The 18,995-nt window shown below is 43.7% G+C and carries 18 protein-coding genes and 1 other annotated feature; of the genes, 2 read left to right on the forward strand and 16 right to left on the reverse strand.

The features are described 5' to 3' along the window. Positions 1-17: 17 nt before the first annotated feature. The 5 genes from obgE to rplU form a co-directional block, all read right to left on the reverse strand. Positions 18-1,277 (reverse strand): GTPase ObgE, encoded by a 1,260-nt coding sequence (gene obgE, locus ACU70B_RS10860; protein WP_447183559.1) that lies wholly within the window; start codon positions 1,275-1,277, stop codon positions 18-20. Beyond that, positions 1,277-1,714: a Spo0B domain-containing protein gene (locus ACU70B_RS10865; RefSeq protein ID WP_447183560.1), complete on the reverse strand. Its 438-nt coding sequence runs from the start codon at positions 1,712-1,714 to the stop codon at positions 1,277-1,279. The genes obgE and ACU70B_RS10865 overlap by 1 nt, the downstream gene beginning before the upstream one ends. 153 nt (positions 1,715-1,867) lie before the next feature. Beyond that, a complete protein-coding gene (gene rpmA, locus ACU70B_RS10870; RefSeq protein ID WP_447183561.1) occupies positions 1,868-2,164 on the reverse strand; it encodes a 50S ribosomal protein L27 in 297 nt (98 codons plus the stop codon). Between the two features lies 1 nt (position 2,165). Further along, entirely contained in the window at positions 2,166-2,495 is a 330-nt protein-coding gene (locus tag ACU70B_RS10875; RefSeq protein WP_447183562.1) for a ribosomal-processing cysteine protease Prp, read from the reverse strand. Beyond that, a complete protein-coding gene (rplU, locus tag ACU70B_RS10880; protein ID WP_447183563.1) occupies positions 2,495-2,809 on the reverse strand; it encodes a 50S ribosomal protein L21 in 315 nt (104 codons plus the stop codon). The genes ACU70B_RS10875 and rplU overlap by 1 nt, the downstream gene beginning before the upstream one ends. A gap of 15 nt (positions 2,810-2,824) precedes the next feature. Next, positions 2,825-2,902 (reverse strand) — a sequence feature (ribosomal protein L21 leader region). A gap of 148 nt (positions 2,903-3,050) precedes the next feature. Here rplU and ACU70B_RS10885 point away from each other — a divergent pair. After that, positions 3,051-4,385: an ISNCY family transposase gene (locus tag ACU70B_RS10885; protein WP_447183053.1), complete on the forward strand. Its 1,335-nt coding sequence runs from the start codon at positions 3,051-3,053 to the stop codon at positions 4,383-4,385. A gap of 50 nt (positions 4,386-4,435) precedes the next feature. On the opposite strand, the gene ACU70B_RS10890 is transcribed toward ACU70B_RS10885, so the two are convergent. The 9 genes from ACU70B_RS10890 to ACU70B_RS10930 all read right to left on the reverse strand — a co-directional run bounded on the left by ACU70B_RS10890 (position 4,436) and on the right by ACU70B_RS10930 (position 15,525). Next, a complete protein-coding gene (locus ACU70B_RS10890; RefSeq protein WP_447183564.1) occupies positions 4,436-5,860 on the reverse strand; it encodes an Rne/Rng family ribonuclease in 1,425 nt (474 codons plus the stop codon). A gap of 1 nt (position 5,861) precedes the next feature. After that, positions 5,862-6,542: a TIGR03936 family radical SAM-associated protein gene (locus tag ACU70B_RS10895; RefSeq protein ID WP_447183565.1), complete on the reverse strand. Its 681-nt coding sequence runs from the start codon at positions 6,540-6,542 to the stop codon at positions 5,862-5,864. Further along, the gene (locus ACU70B_RS10900) at positions 6,526-8,379 is read right to left on the reverse strand and encodes a TIGR03960 family B12-binding radical SAM protein (RefSeq protein ID WP_447183566.1); all 1,854 of its coding nucleotides are present in this window, start codon (positions 8,377-8,379) and stop codon (positions 6,526-6,528) included. Before ACU70B_RS10900 ends, ACU70B_RS10895 begins: the two co-directional genes overlap by 17 nt. Before the next feature lie 994 nt (positions 8,380-9,373). Then, positions 9,374-11,185, reverse strand: a complete 1,812-nt coding sequence (locus ACU70B_RS10905) for a hypothetical protein (protein ID WP_447183567.1) — start codon at positions 11,183-11,185, stop codon at positions 9,374-9,376. An 80-nt stretch (positions 11,186-11,265) separates the two neighbouring features. Next, complete coding sequence (locus ACU70B_RS10910; RefSeq protein ID WP_447183568.1) at positions 11,266-12,276, reverse strand: DEAD/DEAH box helicase; 1,011 nt, start codon at positions 12,274-12,276, stop codon at positions 11,266-11,268. Further along, positions 12,261-13,823: an ATP-dependent nuclease gene (locus ACU70B_RS10915; protein ID WP_447183569.1), complete on the reverse strand. Its 1,563-nt coding sequence runs from the start codon at positions 13,821-13,823 to the stop codon at positions 12,261-12,263. Before ACU70B_RS10915 ends, ACU70B_RS10910 begins: the two co-directional genes overlap by 16 nt. Before the next feature lie 74 nt (positions 13,824-13,897). Next, a complete protein-coding gene (locus ACU70B_RS10920; RefSeq protein WP_447183570.1) occupies positions 13,898-14,449 on the reverse strand; it encodes a hypothetical protein in 552 nt (183 codons plus the stop codon). A gap of 28 nt (positions 14,450-14,477) precedes the next feature. Further along, entirely contained in the window at positions 14,478-14,627 is a 150-nt protein-coding gene (locus ACU70B_RS10925; protein WP_514393155.1) for a type I restriction enzyme endonuclease domain-containing protein, read from the reverse strand. A 160-nt stretch (positions 14,628-14,787) separates the two neighbouring features. Then, positions 14,788-15,525: a hypothetical protein gene (locus tag ACU70B_RS10930; RefSeq protein ID WP_447183572.1), complete on the reverse strand. Its 738-nt coding sequence runs from the start codon at positions 15,523-15,525 to the stop codon at positions 14,788-14,790. 1,907 nt (positions 15,526-17,432) lie between these two features. On the opposite strand from ACU70B_RS10930, the gene ACU70B_RS10935 reads away from it, so the two are divergent. Further along, complete coding sequence (locus tag ACU70B_RS10935; protein ID WP_447183573.1) at positions 17,433-17,879, forward strand: hypothetical protein; 447 nt, start codon at positions 17,433-17,435, stop codon at positions 17,877-17,879. A 103-nt stretch (positions 17,880-17,982) separates the two neighbouring features. Here the strand turns inward: ACU70B_RS10935 and ACU70B_RS10940 are convergent, their stop codons facing one another. Both ACU70B_RS10940 and ACU70B_RS10945 read right to left on the reverse strand, forming a co-directional pair. Continuing rightward, positions 17,983-18,450, reverse strand: coding sequence for a glyoxalase/bleomycin resistance/dioxygenase family protein (locus ACU70B_RS10940; RefSeq protein ID WP_447183574.1), 468 nt, complete (start codon positions 18,448-18,450; stop codon positions 17,983-17,985). A gap of 100 nt (positions 18,451-18,550) precedes the next feature. Then, positions 18,551-18,814 (reverse strand): hypothetical protein, encoded by a 264-nt coding sequence (locus tag ACU70B_RS10945; RefSeq protein WP_447183575.1) that lies wholly within the window; start codon positions 18,812-18,814, stop codon positions 18,551-18,553. Positions 18,815-18,995: the final 181 nt, after the last annotated feature.

Here is an 18,995-nt window from a genome sequence, read left to right on the forward strand (position 1 = left end):
TGCCCCACCCCCAAACGCTATTCGCTGTATTCAAACTCCAGATCCCTTATTTTCACCGTATCCCCGGCTTTGATGCCCTTTTTACGCAGGGCTTCCTCCAGCCCCATCTTCTCCACTATCCTTTGGAATCGCTGCAAACCTTCGTCGGTATTGAAATTAGTCATAGTCAGAAGTTTTTCGATCCTTTTGCCGCTCACTTCAAACACACCGTTTACATTGGCAATCATAAACGGTTCTTCTTCTTCAAAACGCCGGACTACAGGCTCCTCACCGACAACCATATCCCGGGGTACAGTCTGCAGCAGCCGAAAGGTCTCCTCCACCAGAGCCTCGACCCCCAGACCGGATACCGCCGAAATAGCATAGACCCGGTCGCCAAATTCCGCCTGCAATCGTTCATAGTTCGCCTGGGCCTCCGGTACATCCAGCTTATTGGCTGCAATCAGGTAAGGCCTCTCCTTTAAATCCGGCCGGTAAAGCTCCAGTTCCCGACGCAAAATCCGATAATCCTCTAATACGTCACGCCCCTCGGTCTGGGCGGTATCCAGGACAAAGAGCAGCACCCGGGTCCTCTCGATATGGCGCAGAAATTCATGGCCCAGTCCGGAACCCTGGTGGGCACCTTCAATCAAACCGGGTATGTCGGCTACCACGAAGGATTCTTTGCTTTTGGTCACTACCACGCCCAGATTCGGCACCAGGGTGGTAAAGGGGTAATCCGCTATTTTAGGCCGGGCAGCAGATATCCGCGCAATCAAGGTGGATTTGCCGGCGTTGGGGAAACCCACCAGGCCCACATCGGCCAGCAGCTTCAGCTCCAGCCGAATCCACTTCTCCTCCCCTGGTTCTCCGTTTTCCGATACGGAAGGAGCTTTGTTGATGGCAGTGGCAAAACGCGCATTACCCCGGCCTCCGCGCCCGCCCCGGGCCACTACCGCTTCCTGTCCGTGTTCGGTAAGGTCAGCTACCACCTGGCCGTTATCATCATCTTTAATTACTGTCCCTACCGGTACTTTTACCAGTAAATCCTCGCCCCCGGCCCCGTGCATATTTTTGCCCTGACCGTGCGCTCCCCTTACCGCCTTGAAATGATGGCGGTACTTGAAGTCCATCAGGGTAGTGAGCCCTTCATCGGCTACAAAAATAACACTGCCCCCCCTTCCGCCGTCACCGCCGGAAGGGCCGCCCATAGGCACATATTTTTCCCGGCGAAATGCCACTATGCCATTTCCGCCATCTCCGCCCCGCACATATATCTTGGCATGATCAACAAACATTATCTCAACTCCTCGATAATAACCTCCAACTGGCCTGGTTCCGGTTGCTGCCATGCAAACAGCATCCTAACCCCGTCCTCGGTGCCATAGAGGGAAAGGTTTACCACGGGGTCGTCTTCCATTGCCCGAAATTTCCGGGATAAAGATTCCAGCTTGCCCTGCAAAACAGCCCAGGAAATGCGGCCAAGCTCTTTATACCTCAGTATTATGCCCAAATCGCGCGCCATTAGAAGCTGCTGATAAAAATACAGAACTGCTTCCTCTTCCAGGTTTTCAAAAATAATCCGTTCCGAGGCCAGGTCTTCAACTACTCCCAATATGTAATCTCTGGCCTGCTCCGGCCGCTTCAGGTCAATATACCCCAGGATGACCTGAAGATAATTGCCAAAATCATGCCTCACTCTTCTCAGAATATCTACTGCCCGTTCGGTTTCCATGGTATTCCCCCCTGCATTACCTAATAATAGCAAAAAGCCCGGAAAAGCTCCAGGGATACCCTTGCCGCATTAATACGCTGAAGCGGATTGAAAAGATAAAGGGGAAAGCTCAGCTTTCCCCCCACGTACTACCCTTTTGATATAGTTTTCAGACTACATGCTGACGGTTTCTTCCAGCGGATATACGCTGACCTGCTTTTTGTCTCTGCCTTTTCTCTCGTATTTAACTTTGCCGTCGACAACGGCGAAAAGGGTATCATCGCCGCCGATCATCACGTTGTTGCCCGGGTGGATTTTGGTGCCCCGCTGTCTTACCAGTATATTACCGGCACGAACTACCTGACCATCGTATCTCTTAACTCCCAGGCGCTTGGATTCACTGTCTCTTCCGTTCTTGGAACTGCCGACACCCTTTTTATGAGCAAATAACTGTAAATCAAATCTAAACATTTTATGACCTCCTTACTTCAAGTTTTATAAAATCACCATAAGCCTCGTGCATGGAAAGCATCCCGGCTTCCATGGTAGAAAGAATTATCTGGGCTTTATCCATTTCTTCCCGGTCCAGTCCGGCGGGAAGCTGGCACTTGAGCCACCCGTCTTTAATCTGATGCTCCGGTTTACGGCTGAGGTTTTTCAATAATCCCAGCAGGGTGGTCTGGGCTACTGCCGATATACCGGCACAATATATATCTTCTCCGGCAGGTGCAAAACCAGCATGGCCTTTGACCTGGAAAGATACTATATCATTACCCTGGTAGTTAATCTTAACCTCAATCATTAAGCTTCTATCTTTATTACCTTAAGTCTGGTAAAAGGTTGCCTATGGCCCTGTTTTCTGCGGTAGTTCTTTCTCTTCTTGTACTTGTAAACCACAACCTTCTTGTCTCTGCCCTGTTCCATTACCTCGACTTCGACCCGGGCATTGCTAACCACCGGGTCGCCGACCTTGACCTTGCCGTTCTCGTCGCTGACCATGAGCACCTGGTCGATAGTCAAACGGTCCCCGGCTGCGGCATCCAGTTTCTCAACCTTTAAAACTGAACCTTCGCTTACTTTGTACTGTTTTCCGCCACTTTCAATTACTGCATACATCTTCTAAGGCACCTCCATATTTTTGAGACTCGCCGGAACCAAGGCAGGCTGTTACGCCATTTAGGAGCCCGAACCGGGCGGTTGCAAAAACACGCAACCCACACTAGAAATTAACATAAATAAGGGAATAAGTCAAGCAAAGAGCTTGGGGGTGTCGTTAATCAGTGATAATGTCATGGTATAACTCTTCAGGGAAAATGTCATCCCCCAGAAAAGATATAATGGGAGGATGAAATTAGAAATGAGCAAACAAGAAGCAAGAAAAATAACTATCATCGAAGAACTGTTGGCAGGCCGGTTTACAAATAAGCAGGCTGCAGAGCTTTTAGACCTCAGTGTAAGACAAGTACAGCGGATGAAAGCGGAGGCATCCGCAAATGGGGTTATAAGTATTTTGCATAAGAATAGAGGACGGAAACCGGCTAATGCATTGGATCCTGAAGTTGCTGAAAAAATCTGCCGAATTTATCAAACGGAGTTGTCCGGATATAATTTTTGTCATGCTACCGATGTGCTTGCTGAAGATAAAGATATTTTTGTTTCGGTAAGCACTGTCTCAAGGTATCTTAGGGCCAGTGGTATTCGCTCTCCAAAGGCCAAGCGCAGACCCAAGAAACATCGTTCCAGAAATGCCCGGGAGCGCGAGGGTGAAATGATTCAGATGGATGCTTCCAGCTTTGATTGGCTTGGCAATGGTTCCTACTTGCACCTGCACGGTGCGGTTGACGATGCCACTGGTCGTATCCTGGCTCTTCATTTCGAAAAGGAAGAAACCTTTGAAGGTTATTGTGAACTGATGTTTCAGATGAATCAGAATGGGCACCTGCCAAGAGAAATCTACACTGATGGCAGAACCGTTTTTGTTTATAACAGCAAAAAGAAAAAGGAATTAACCCTTGAAGAAGAATTGGCCGGCAAAGTGGAAAAGCAGACTAACTTTGCCAGAGCCCTTAAAGAACTCAACATCCTGTTAATCATTGCCCGGTCTGCTCAGGCTAAAGGTGGTATTGAAAGGCTCTGGGAGACTTTACAGGACCGTTTGGCGAAAGATATGCAGCGTAAAGGAATTTCTTCTATCGAACAGGCTAATGATTTCCTAAAGCATTATATTCCCTACTACAACCGTAAATTCGCCGTCCAGGCTGCCAGCCCGGAAAAGGCCTATTTGCCTAAGCAAGATATGTCTGCATTGCAGTTGATTTTTGCCAAGCATGTAACAAGAAAAATCGATTCAGGGCTTTCCTTTTCCTTTGAGAACCATAAATACCGTCTGCCTGCCAAGGTGGAAAATATAAAAGTCCCTGCATCCCCTCATGATACGATTACTGTAGCAACCAGTAAGCATATCGGAATGCAGGTCCTTTACAAAGGCCTCGTTATTAAACCCGAATTGCTCAAAACTCAGCCCAAGGAAAGTATAGTACAAATACCTCAGCAGGACAATTCCTTGAATAGCCTGCCGGCTCAGCCCAAAATCAAGCCAAAGAACAAATCACCTTGGTTCGCATATAGTGAAATCTTCTATTCTAAGAGCCGCAGCAGGGATGACATTTCTGCTGCTGAGTTATCTAGGTAAAGGGGTGACATTTTCCCTGACCATTGACAGCAAAGAGCTTGGGGGTAGTTTTACTCGGTATAAATCTTATAATCAACCAGGGCCAGGTCAGGGTTGGCCAGCAGTTTGACCTTTTTCTGGGTACGCTTTTCGATATAGCCCAGGTTTTTTTCATCATTATGAATAAACTCCAGCAAACGCGGGTTTGCCTCGCAGATTATTTCTTCATTCTCCATATAGCCCATATTGGCCAGCTTGCGCTTTACCTCACAGGCCAGGGCAAACATGTTTATCATCCGTCCCCGGCCATTGCAATGGGCGCATTCGTCGGTGAAAAACTCGGAGACCCCGTAGCGCGACTTCTTGCGGGTCATTTCCAGAAACCCCAGGCCGGTCATGCCGATGATGCGGGTATGGGCCTTATCCTTGGCCAGTTCCCGTTTCAGGGTGGATACTATTTTATCCACATTTTCCTTTACCCGCATATCAATAAAATCGATAAGAATGATCCCCCCCAGGCTGCGCAGCCGCAACTGCCGGGGGATCTCCACCGCCGCTTCCTGATTCAGCTTAAAGACCGTTTCCTCAAAATCATTTTTACCGGTATACTTGCCGCTGTTGACATCAATTACCGTCATGGCCTCGGTCTCATCGATTATTAAATAACCGCCGTTGCGCAGCCATACCTTGCGGCGCAGGGTGCGGCGGATATCCTTTTCCAGTCCGAATTTTTCGAACAGGTCGCCCTCTTCAAACTGAACCGTAAAATCGAAGTTCGATTTTTTCTTATTCATATAGCTGGTTATTTTCTCTTTTAATTTTTCATTATTGATTATCACCCGACGGATATCTCCATCCAGATAATCTCTCAGGGTCCTCTCCAGTACGTCAATATCTTCATATATAAGATTGGGAGCCCGCATACGCTCGAAGCGCCGGTTGATCTCCTCCCAGGCCTGCACCAGATCCTGCAGTTCCCCCAGGATTTCTTCATCCTCCGCTTCCTGGCAGGCGGTACGCAGGATTATTCCCATCTCCGGCGGTTTATGTTTTTCCATCAACCGGCGCAGATGCTCCCGGCGCTGGTCGTCAGTGAGTTTGCGGGAAATGGATATATCAATCTGGCAAGGCAAAAGGACGATAAAATGACCGGGGATGGTAAGATTCCCGGTTACCCTCGCCCCCTTTTCGGAAAAGGCTTCTTTTTTTACCTGGACCATAATATCCTGGCCGCTCTTTAAAAGATCCAAGCCGTTGCTCACCTTTCTTTGGCCGGGAATCATCACATCCCCGGCATATAAAAAGGCATTCTTCGATAGCCCTATATCTATGAAGGCACAGGAAAGACCGGGTAATATATCTTTTACCTTGCCCTTGTAAATGTTCCCTACATTTTCATCCTGGTCCGCCCAAAAAACCTCTACCAGACGCCCATCCTCCACAATCGCCACCCGCGACTCCCAGGGATAGACCTCCGTAATAATTTCCCGTTCCAAGTCACTTCACCTTTTCCAGTGGGGTATAGTATTCATCGTTTTCGCGGATGTAATTGCCGCTGCGACAAACATCCAAAATGGCTTCCTTATTGATACCGGTCTGCATGAAGAGGTCTCTTAGCTCATCATAACGCACATTGAGGGGTTCACCGGTAGTTCCCCATATATCAATAATAGCAAAATCCTGTAAACGATTCACTTCAATTTTTAAAATTCCGGGGCGCAAATTTTTGTCCAGGTCTTTTTTTTTGCCCCGGCTTTTGACTATCATATCATTCTGCTGCAGTATCCGGTTTTTCCATGGCTCCATTTGCTCTGCCGGAGCATCAATGACAAAGGAATAGCAGGCGCAGTTGATGCTGTTCATAAGCGTTGGTGTTTTAGCCCCAATCTCCAGGCAGGCATTAACATGCATAGCCGGAGGCAGAGCTTGGTTCATATTTTCTATAAAATTGCCGGCATCCATCTCCCGCTCCAGTTCCAGGTCAAAATACTCGCGTTTCCCCCACAGCCCCACCGGCAGTACAGTGCCCATGGAAAGCCGTATATGAGGATTAAAGCCCTCACTCAGGGCAAACGGTATCTGAGCCCGGCGCAAGGCCCGGGCCATAAGATTCATCATATCCAGGTTGGACAAAAACCGCAGGTCTGATCCCACACTGTACTCAACTCTCAACCGCATCGGCATTGCCCCCCTTAATCTGAAGGTCTACTCCCAGAGTCATACAGACCCCGCAATCCCTGCAGCCTTCCTGGCGGCAGTCCGGGGTACTTATCCCCTGCTCCGCTCTTTCATCTTCTTCAATCAAATACTCCCGGTCAATCCCGGTTTCGATAAAATCCCAGGGGAATACTTCTTCATAGTCTCGGCGGCGCAGATTATAAAAGCCGGGGTCAATATTTTCTTCCTGCATCGCTTCCATCCAGCGGTCAAAATGGAAATACTCAGACCAGCCGTCAAACTTGCAGCCCTTTTGCCAGGCCGTATGGATAGCTGCCGCCAGGCGGCGATCGCCCCGGGCAATAACCCCTTCCAGGTAACTGGTTTCACTGTCATGAAAACTGAGCTTGATATTCTTACGTTTCTCCCGCATCATATAGCGGCGCTTATTATCCAGTTCCTCAATACTGTTCTGGGCCCGCCACTGAAAGGGAGTATGGGCCTTCGGTACAAAAGAAGCCAGACTGGCCCGAATTTCTACCGGTCGCCGCGAATACCGGTTACCGATAGCCTTAACCTGTCTGCACAATTCTATAATCCCGTCCAGGTCAGCTTCAGTTTCACCCGGCAGGCCAATCATAAAATAAAGCTTAACCGAATTCCATCCTGACTTAAAAGCAGCTTCCACCGCATTAAACAACTGTTCATCGCTTACATTCTTATTAATTATATCGCGCATACGCTGGGTTCCGGCCTCCGGTGCCAGGGTCAAAGTGGTTTTACGCACCTTCTGCACCTCATTGGCCAGATCGATGGAAAAAGCATCGACCCGCAGTGAAGGCAGGGAAACTCCCGTTCCCCGGGGGCCATATTCCTTTACCAGATCCTTCACCAGGGGACTTACCCCGGAGTAATCCAAGGTGCTGAGCGATGTCAGCGATATCTCCTCATAGCCGGTACTGGCCAGCTGTGCTGCCGCCTGCTTCTTAAGGGTGTCCACACTGCGCTCCCGCACCGGGCGATAAACCATACCGGCATGGCAGAAGCGGCAGCTGCGCTGGCAGCCCCGCATTACCTCCAATACCGCACGGTTATGGACGATATCCATGTAGGGTAAAATAGGTTTGTCCGGGTAATAAGCCGTATCCAGATCAGCTATCACCCGCCGCCGCACCTTGGTCGGCGCCTCTTCGGCCACCGGTACCATTTTTTTTATCGTGCCATCCTCTTTATATTCCACCTGGTAAAGGGCAGGTATATAGACCCCTTCTATCCGGGCCAGTTGCTTCAACAGCTCATCCCGTGCCATGTCCCGGTTCTTATACACACAGTCCAAAAACTCCAGAGTTACCTCTTCACCGTCCCCCATGAGAAAAGCATCAAAAAACTCGGCAAAAGGCTCCGGGTTAAACACTACCGGCCCTCCGGCAATCACCAGCGGGCATCCCTTTGGGCGGTCCTTCGACCACAAAGGTATCCCGGACAGGTCGAGCATATTTAACACATTGGTAATAGACAATTCATATTGCAGGGAAAACCCGACTACATCAAAATCCCCCAGAGGGCGAAACGACTCCAGGGCATAAAGAGGTATATCCTCCCGCCGCATAACCTCTTCCATATCCGGCCAGGGAGCAAAAGAGCGCTCCATCAGATGATTGCTCTTTTCATTAACCAGACCATAAAGAATCTTGCCGCCGATGTGCGACATACCTACCTCATAGACATCGGGAAAGGCAAACACCATCTTAGCCTGAGCCTGCTCCCAGTCCTTCTGAATAATATTAACTTCCCCACCGGTATAACGAGCCGGTTTGGACACCTGGGGTAATATATCTCGAAACAACCTATCCTTCATTAACATTTGCCTCCATATTAAGAGCATTCTTTAAGTATTATACAAAAATGCCGTAAAATCAATTCTGATTCCTACGGCATTTTAAATCTTATTATATTGTAGGAACGACCCCTGTGCCGTTCCGGCAAATTTATAAAAACACCGTCCCTGATCTGGAACGACACAGGGGGCGTTCCCTACATATTTATCGAAATCACACAGAAGGTACTCATACTGCCAGAATACGATGGTATGCAAATTTCTACCGAAGTCCAGAATATAACAGAATCCTGAAACTAAGATTTGCTAAGGAAGCAAGAACATCCCCTTGCTTACTACGATGCCGTGTATTGGCAGTATGTTTTGCTGGAAAAAGCCTCGCCAATATGTATGACCAGATGCTGTCATCCTGATGAATTGATGTGCGAATATATGGATGATGCATAGATTGTAGATATTTAACGCGCCGTTACCCATTGGCAAACCAGTGCCGTACTTTCTCTTTAGACTACGACATACCCGTATGTTGAATATAACTGTTGTGTTACAATATATACCAAAATGCTATAAAGAGGTTTTATTTATAATGGCTAAAAAATTTCAAGTTTGGATTGCTATATTAATTGGCGAACTCCTATGGCTAAACAGTTCAGTACATCAGCCTTATGATATTGGCAATTTGCTGTTAATTCTAGCAATTATTATCGTTACATGCTCGGTAGGAGCGGTCGGCTTTTTTCTGTTTAAACAGGGTAGATAGGCAGCAAATATTTTGTGTCACATCTTTAACAGAATGTGCAATACTAAATATTTATAATCGCCATTATGACCAGCTTCTGATTATTAGCCAAACGCGAAACTCACAACTCAGCAGGAATAGTTGGTTATAAACATAATGGGAAATTCAGTTCTTACCAAAAGTCCCACCTAATATGGATTAAGCGAAGTTGGCTGTTTGGAAACTGGCAATTTTCCCTTCAAAAGAATAGTTGAGTGCCAACAAAGACTTCTGCTTCTATTTGTTGAGCTTCAATTTTGTACTTAAAATGTTTTTATCAAATCCTATGTGGACAAACTCTTCTGAGGCAGTTCCGTCCGGAGAATAAATACTAACACTGTTATGCTTTATAAAAACCGGCGTCTTAATTGCCCCGATATTCGCCTTCAGCCAATCATCATCCCCAACAGGCTCATCAAAAAGCTCCTGAACATCAACTGCCGCCTTTTTCGCAATACCCTTAATAAACTCAACGGGGTTTTCAATCGTGTCTATTTTCCGAGTCCACCGCAGTATATGATTTTCCCGCAACCACCGTAAAGGCTCAATAATATCCGCCTCATCAGAGTAAACAATCTCCACATTTGAATGCGGATGCAAGTCATTCCAGCAAAAATCAATATACTTATGAATCAGCGTCTCTATGCTCTCGTTAGCCTTGTCATTTCCAACAAACTTACTATACAGACTTTTATATAAATCGGCACATTCCCCTGTCAGCTCTTCAAGAGGATAAACCGCCGCCTTTGACAATTCCTCCAGATACCCCTCGATATTCCGAACACGCACCAAGTCACAATTACTCCTGATAGAATTCAGAATATGTAACGCCAACTCCATCCCAACAGTATCTCCATCCTCCAACAGACTCAAAAAACAGCCAGCAGCTCCCAGCATCTCAATCATTTTAGTATGCAGCTTGCTTGGAAAACGCTGCTTCCTCATTGCGCTACCTAAATCGCTTAAAAAGTTGTACACAGTCCCTCTGTCGACTTGGTTGCGCCCCCTGTCCACTATCGGCACAGTATAAAATAGGGGCATCGCCCAGCAAAACTTCTCTCTCAAAAGACTACTATACCCCTTGTCATCATAGGGCACTGCCGCAGGCATAGCAATGTTATACGCGCACCATCGGCTTCGCTGCGAGCTGAGATCAACGCAAGTAAAATACGTAATACCCTGAACCAACGAATTATTACGCCGCACCCACTGCATCAACATTTGCGGCACAATATATTCCTGTTTATACGGCACTTTTCCGCTCTGATTCACAAAAGAGCAAGCCAGTACCAGAGGATAGCATTTCAAATATCTATCAATAACCTCAAGCCAAAGATTGAAGTTATTGTATTTCACCGTTCCTCCCCAATTACATATTTCATCCGGCGAATACAAGGAAAGAAACCATAGTTGATTTTCCGGCTTGTCACCACGCTCATACTGAAACTCCGAATAATAGTATTTCTGCGGATATCCGCTCTCCTGCCATGCCAAAGGCAGCATTGTAGACAAATAAAGACTTGGAAAACCAGCTATACTAAAGCGCTCATTATTTGCATTTGCCCGCTTTGAAAGCGGAAGATGAAATAGCTCATCAGCATTTTCTAAAATGCTAGACGATTCGTAATCAGCGGCGCGTACCCTGTAATATCTGCTCCCCCGCGTTATCCGAAAACTAGGCCAGTACGTCTTTCCATCAAAAACTAGTCGAACAAAATCATCAATCGTACTGATAAAAACATCATCCTTCATCAGCTCCATCAAATCGTCAAAGGCTTCTTGAGCAGCCTTGTGGTCAGCATTTTCGTAATATTCCACAGCTTCAAGAAGCAATTTGATGTTCTTTCGCGCCACGCCCAATATATCAGGCATCCGCCCGCTGATAGCTGCCTCGCCATCAGTATCAAACTCCTTACCATCACATTGCTCAAGCAGCGAGATAAAGGTTCTTGCCTCATCTTTTAACTTTTCATATATAACGAAGTCGTTATCAAAATACATTTTAGGCAACGTAAGCTTTTGCAATACATCTTCGATTTTTAGTGACATTCGACTATCTCCCCTCGGCTAATAAGATGAGCGCTACTTATCGGAAGGATATTTTAAGTGTATGGGCTCGCCAGTCATTTTCACTCATCCACAAGAAACACATTGCCCCTAGCACGAGTTAGCGCCACATATAGCTTGTTCTTAGTGGACGCAGCAAGCTCATTTAATTTACCTACGGCTCTTTTACTCGCAGTCGTTCCGTTAAGCAGCACACAGACATCCTGATGGTGATCCTCCCCCTTTGACTCGCCCCAATTTTTATGACCCAGACCAGCTTTTGCGCCGTTTTGGTAATGGAGTTTAATGATCTGCTTATCTTCAAGAATGGCAGCGATCTGCTCAGCGTCAGTAATATACTCAATCAAGGTGTTTTCCTCTGCACTTCGATGAGAGGATATTGCAATGCCAAGATTTTGCCGAATATAGTCACAGACATTCCGGCTGCAACGCCAGCTATTTGTCAGTGTCGTATTGTCCGACACGAATCCTTTCCGGGTAAAGCGAGTTTCATAAGCGGCTCTATCATCAAAGAGAGTCTTATTAACATTACCATCACGACTCGTATCAAATGTGTGCTGATAAAAATCTCCGACGAATAGCATGTTTACGTCAGTCTCCATTAAGCTTTCCAAAAAACCAAAATCACGCCCAGCAATATCTTGAACCTCATCAATCACAAACTCATCAAAATACTTTTTAATACGATCTCTTATTTCATCAACAATCCCGCTTTGCTCCATGAAAAAGCCCAAACGGTTACTGTATAGATACCGATTTCTTGTCATGTAGTAACTAAGGTCAGTCTGCCGGGCAAACTTGTTGCTATTACGCTCATATATCACACCATTCGTTTTATATTCATCAGATAAAAACGGCTTATAACAAAACCGATAAAGAAAAGTAAAATAGGTTAATAGAGTTATGTTCTCAGGCCATTTGCCGCCAAACTTCTTAGTTATCTTCTTGTGCAGGTTATCACAATTCCCATGTGTATAGGTTACAATGAGCGAACGTTTATCGGCGGACAAGTTATCTACTATATGAGTTGTCTTGCCTGATCCTGCAACGGCGAAAACTATCCTTTTATCCATACTATCGCTCTCCGAATATAGTCAGGGACAGCGATGGCTTCGTCCTGCCCCAATAGCGAATATGCTGACTCCGTCTTGTTAGTTAGCATATAATTCAGCGCATCATCACCAAAGAGGGTATCGCACAGCGTCCCGTTATCGCCATATAAAACTACTTCAAATGTATACTTGGCCTCTTCTGCCTCGTAAAAAACTTCAATGTTCGCCGCCCTAAACCCCGAGTATTTCTCGACACAGTTCTTCTGCGCGTTTTTATCGTTGTCAGTGATAACCGCAACCTTGTTACCTAACAACTGTGCTATTTCGAGGTATCTTTTGAAACTCAGCCCATGCACGTCAATAATATGTACCCCATCTGCTTCTGGCTTATTTCCGGCCACCGATGCATAGAATTTCTCAAAAAGCATATATTCGGACGGCCCCTCGACTAAAATCGCCTTGCTCGAAATAACAAATTCGAGAATCCCCGCAACCGGAGCCTTCATAAAGTATTTTGCAGTATCCGTGCTTAAGCCGCTGAGAGGAATGGGGGAACCTGTATTTTCAACATGCATAATAAGCAAGTTCTGCAACTCCAAACGAGTGCTGATCATGCTGCTATGAGTAGCAACAAACAACTGGCCGCTCTGGGTTTCAGAAACACGCTGGATTAGCTTTCGCAAATTTACATGGCTTAAATGATTCTCAGGTTCTTCAATTAGCACGACATCGACATTCTTCCCCGACCGCTCCAGAGCGAAGTCGGTTTTGATAAACACCTGTTTTCCTGTGCCTTTGCTATCTATGCCGATATCGTCCTCGTATATCATTAAATCACTTTCAAGCCCATAAACAGAACTGGGCTTCAAACCAAACGCATAGTTCTTGTCAGCCGGGATACGTCTGTTAAGGGCATCAAGACTATCTGTACGAAAACGGGTTTTTAGTTGCCTATACTTACCCTTGTGCACCGCCCTTTCCTTAATGTCATCTTCGGTGTATTGGCTATACATCCGCCTTATAAAATCATTTGTCGCATAATCCGAATTCATATTAGAGCTGTCGATTAAAATGCTCTGTAATTGCTTTTTATAACCGTTATAGCCCTCATCGGCAAAAGTTGAGAACCGAACAGAATAATAGTCGTAAGGGAAATAGTCCGTCTGTTCTTGCAGGGATTCGGTTATAGCTGTCTGGAAATCTTGATTTGGCGCACACACCAGCCTTATTCCATCACAGACTATACCCTTGCTATTATTCCGACCATTTATCGTATGATCAAAATCGCCGCTCAAATATAGCTCAATGGTCAATACGGGTAGATTGTCGTATGACCGCGTACCATCATTAAAAGCGTTAACCGCCTCAATACTAAGAAGTTTATCTATCCCTATCGATTCGACTTTACGCACGTTGCCGCTCGAAACCAAGTCTATCGCCTCAAGGACACTGCTTTTACCCACCTCGTTATCGCCGACCAAAATGTTAACCCGTGGATTAGGCATTATGGTGTAATCCCTGAATCGCTTATAATTTTTGAGCTTTATCTCTGCGATGGTCGACGGCATAACCTAGCCCCCTCCGTATTATTTGGCTTACAAACTCTCTGCATCACAGGCAACGACCCCAAGAGGAATAGCTCTCAGCGGATTTTATCTCGAAGCATTCTCCGCAAAAACGGACGAATAGAACTCATTATGATTGCAGTCGCTTTTTTCTCCTGCCTTTGCGTCCGCATTCGTTTGTTGAACATGTCCAGCATAAACTGATAATCTCTAAACGGGTCATAATTGTTATATTCACTTCCTATAAATGCTCCCAGATCATACAGGTATTTCAGCAGCTTACGAGAGAAAAAGTCCGATGACAAAACAATAAACTCATTTTGCTCAATAGCATGAAGTAGTTCGAAAAGCTGTACCTTTAGGTCTACTTCCTCGTCAAGGTCATCCCTTTCAAACCTTCTAATGCACGAACTGCCTATCGGATACAGTATGTTCCCATTGAGTATATTGCGAATTGTAAAGAGATAGTGGAGTTTTTCTTTCCCACAGACGCAGGACTCCGTAAGCGTTTCGTCCTCTTCAACATCATTAATAATCCACTCATTTACCGCTGAATACCACTCGTCTGCTTCTGAGTGGCGTATGACAGCATCTTGTAGATTTCGAAAATTGCTGCTGATTCTGCTCATACAATCTCCTTTGCTCGCTAGAACCGCGTTATTTTACCACTGTCCACACATCTGCCTGCTTCATAACAAAATCTATCGCCGCAGGCTGTTTGTCGGGCGGGTAGCCGTATTTATTGAGTATCCTGCGAATGATAACCATAATCCGGGCGCGGGCGGTTTCCTTGATAGCAAAGTCAATTGCGCATTCTTTCTAACCTTGTCGGCAGTTTCCCTAGCGATAGCCCGAAACTGGTTGTCGCCCAAAACCTGCACTGCCATGGCAAATCATTGCTACCATTACTAAGCATGCAACTTCCTATTATTGCTATATTGCCAACTTTTGTTTGTTATTAGAGTAATCAGCTGACGTGAGGATTTACAAAACCTTTCGTCAATGCTTCATCATCCATAGCAAACACTAAATTATTGACGTGATTTCTAGCTTCTCGTATCATAACGTATCGTAAATCCACATAATCCCTATTTGTACAACGTATATGAGGATATTTCCTTTTGAATTCTGCGTCAAGTTTTCCATCAGTATGAACTAACTTATGACGCAACTCTAAATATGGCAAAGCATTGTTAATCAAATCATCACTTATATCTAAACCCAATTTATCACAAGTCTTTTTTATCAGTTTAATGGTGCTTTGTTCAGCTTCTAGCGTTTGGAAAAGGATGTCCACAACCTTTTCATTAATTGCAGTTATTGTCCTTAAACTCAAAATTTCTTTAGCTGATAAATTGACTTTATGTTCTCCGACCAGTCTATCTGGATTTATCTTTAAATTGGCAACCGCTTCCGCAATGGTATTCCTGAGAAAACGTGAAAATTCTTCATACATATCTTTTATGTATGACCCAAAAACGGTTTGCCGCAAATGATATGCTGCCATACGCCTATTTTCTTGACAAACACTTCTCTTACTTAGAACAGGATGTTTTGTAGGATCAATATGTGAAAACAAAGCACTTTCATTTTCTACTTTCAATTCTCCTAAATTGATTGAAGTACATAAGATGTCAACTAATTCAAGATCAGCATTGTAGTGTAGCATCTTGTTTTCATAACTTATTCTATTTTTTGATGGCATTACCATCACCTCTTTCAGAACAAAGTATATTAACCCTTTTCATTCAAAAGCAGCATAACTCCGGTTTAACTCAGATATTTTGCCATTGGCGGTTTTATTGCTTCAAAAACGAGATGTTATTGCAGGATAAATTTCTCCTGCCGGTTGGTACAATAAGAATAGAAGCTTACATTTTTTAGTCCAACACTTTGTTCTTTAAGCAACTGTACACAGCATAAAACTTGAGCTTCCCCTAATAGACATAACACGCCTTTTTTACTCAGTAAAATTTACAATTCCATAATTAATGCTTATACTTCTACAAACCATCTTCTGCCCTGCAGTAAGCAATTTACCTTCAGAGCCCAGGCATCCGCCGAATAGCTAGAAAACACCGATACATTACAATATAAGTCTAGTTAAGCATTGCAAGCTTGAATACTAACGTTTGCTACGCCTATGCAACAATTTAGTGTAACTTATATGGAAATTATAGCATATTCCTCATATTTCCATATACCATCGGGCAGTTTTTAAGCAGAATGTCGGAATATTAAAGAACGCTGGCTTTGTAGAAGAGAGGGATAAGAATTGGGGGGCTGAGAGGAGGGGTGCTTGTCATATCGTATCTCGAAACGAATATGGCAGTTTTGGGCATCCAAAACTATTTATCCTAAAGTAAGGCTTGTAAACATTTAGCAGAAGCCTTATGATATAATTTTTTATAGCTAAATATACCAAAATAGCTCATTAATGTAAGGAGCTGCGCAGTTTCTTTGACCCGCCCTAATAAAAAGGATAATTAAGTTAATTTAGTGATTTTATATTAATACCCATATGGTGGTGGTTACTATTAATAAGAGTATTGTTAGATTTATATCTTATTACATATATGTCATTGCTGTTGGCTATGTTGTTATTCAGGCCGATGATTATATTAGATATATGCAAATCTTCAGTAAATACTATAATCTGATACAGATTTGCTTTCTGGCTTTTTTCCCTGTTTTTGTCGGCCTGTTACTTGGATTGCCTAGATTTATTTCAACAGTTCATAAGCAAGGTTATTGGAAATGTGATTGGACATTATTACTAGCCGTTGGTCTTCCAACATTCGGCGTCGTATTATTAGCGCTATTATCTCTTACACAAGTTACAACTGAAATGCCTTTGATTGGGAAGATAGGTTTTGTTCATAACAATCTTGTTACCATAAGTGGAATAGTGTTTGGCTATGTGCTAGTTACTGTGTTCAATAAACAATCACAATAGTACTACGTATTTATAACGTGATGCGTCAGTTCTCTAGTTCTATGTCCCTCCTTTTACACAATTTCAGCAACAGTACCATTTAAAAGGTTTTCTTTTCGCGTGTACAACGGCCAGGGTCAAAGTATTTAGAATATTATCTATAGAGAACTAATATCGTATGATTTTATGGAGTTCACTTTTTATTCGCTATAGTTTTTAATTCTTCAGAAGGAGTTGATACAGGTGTGGCTGTATTGGTTGTTAATACCCTTGTTAATATTCATAATAACGTCTCTTCTTCAATATTTATGGAATACAACAATGCCTGATTTATTTAGGTTAAATCAAATAACCTTTTGGCAAGCATTCAGGCTACTTCTAATAGCTGGTATATTGTTCGGTGGTTTTAATTTCAATTATTTATTGGGTTTATTGGGGGCTTTTGCTACGCATCCGTAATGGAATGTATCTTAAACTGAAACTAAGATTTTGCTAAGGAAGCAAGAAGAGCGTCCCCATGCTTGCCAGGGTTAAAAAACTGGGCACCGTTGTTGCAGGAAATTGCGATAAGGTACTGCATGCTTTACTGGATGATAGGAAATTGTACCCTATTAGCGAGAATAAACGCTATTTGGGAAATCCTTTGCTGAACGGGGTGAACCAGCAGGAGGGATATTATGAACATAAAAAGCAAAAACAAATTTATAGCCTACTTAATTTATATAATCATCTTTATCCTATTTCTAAAATACGGATATGAATATGGTTTTTATAATTTACAGCGACCCGGGTCAAAGTATTTGGAATATTATCTATTCGGCAGACCAGTTGTTTGGGCTTATCTCGCATTTTATTTTGCCCTAATAGACCTGATGCTTGCTCTACCCCGTTTTATGAATACCATTAAGGAATCCGGGGTATGGAAATTTGATTGGATTGTATTCCTGGCAGTATGTGTGCCTTCATTATATGTTAGTATAACCCCACGGATTCCATTGGAGTGGGTGCATTATTGGCCACTAAGAGACTATCTGGGACAATGGGGAGGGCTATTTCAAAACTTAACGGTTACTCTATTTACATACTTCTTTATAACCTCATTTAACAAGTCAGAAGCAGACTAAAGTATCATTAAACTTAGCATACTTTGCAAGGCTTTCAGCATTATTAAATCTGCGGCGGATAATGCTGCATTATCTCTTTGCAATGTGTAGTAGTGTTGAACGTTCATATGCCTTGCTTGCACATTTCTACAAACTCAACAGGATGCTGGATGATCCTGGCAGTTTCTTCAACAGAATAACCATCGGAAAGGTAGCGTCGGGCAATAACTGCCATTGATTCACCGATTTCAATCATGTGATAGTCTGGATCATAAATGCGAACTACTCTTTGCTGCCATTCATGTTTCTTTGGTTTATGGACATATTTAATTGACTTATAAGTGTTCAATTTTTCGATGAATCCTTGAAAATCGTCAACTTCAAAATACAGTTCCATATTATTTGATTTTTCAACAACGGAATTCAATGGTACATCGGTTAACCACGCGAAATCTTCCTGAATGGCAAACCCACCATTGAAAGTCACATTTTTACCCAAATCAAGAACGACATCTTGGTCAAATAACTCTTTATAAAACTGTTTAGATGTTTCAACGTTTTTCACAGCCAAAAGGGCTACCTTGAATTCCATTACACACCTCACCAAATACATTTTTATTCTAGTAACATTAATTATATCCTGTCCTTCGCTCATTGCACATAATTTACATTATATACATTACAGAGTATGCTCAGTTTGTTCGTCCTTGAATAAGAAATAGTATACCAGTCGTCAATATTCCCGCAACAAATGAAATTAAAGAAATAACGACCTTTTTCATTAATATTTCTCCGCAAAATATAAAGAATCTTACACGTATAATCCTAGATTTGCATTTTTCAAAAATATCTGTTGGACGAAATCCTTCCGGTGCGTTGCTAAGATCTTTTGCAGCTGCAATCCCGCAAACATCTGCACCAAAGCTCAATACCATTGACCTTATATCATTGTTCATCTTTTCTCACTAATAAAATTATAAATTGGTAGCTGCCCATTAGTCACTAGATACTGATGCGCCTTCTCTTTGCAATGCACAGCACATTGCTAGCCTAAAAGGATTTTAATGTTTGATAGTTGAATTAGGTAAACAATCATAATCTTAGAGATTATTAATTTGAATGCTTTTCTTTTTTAAA

Source organism: Syntrophomonas curvata (assembly GCF_052976825.1).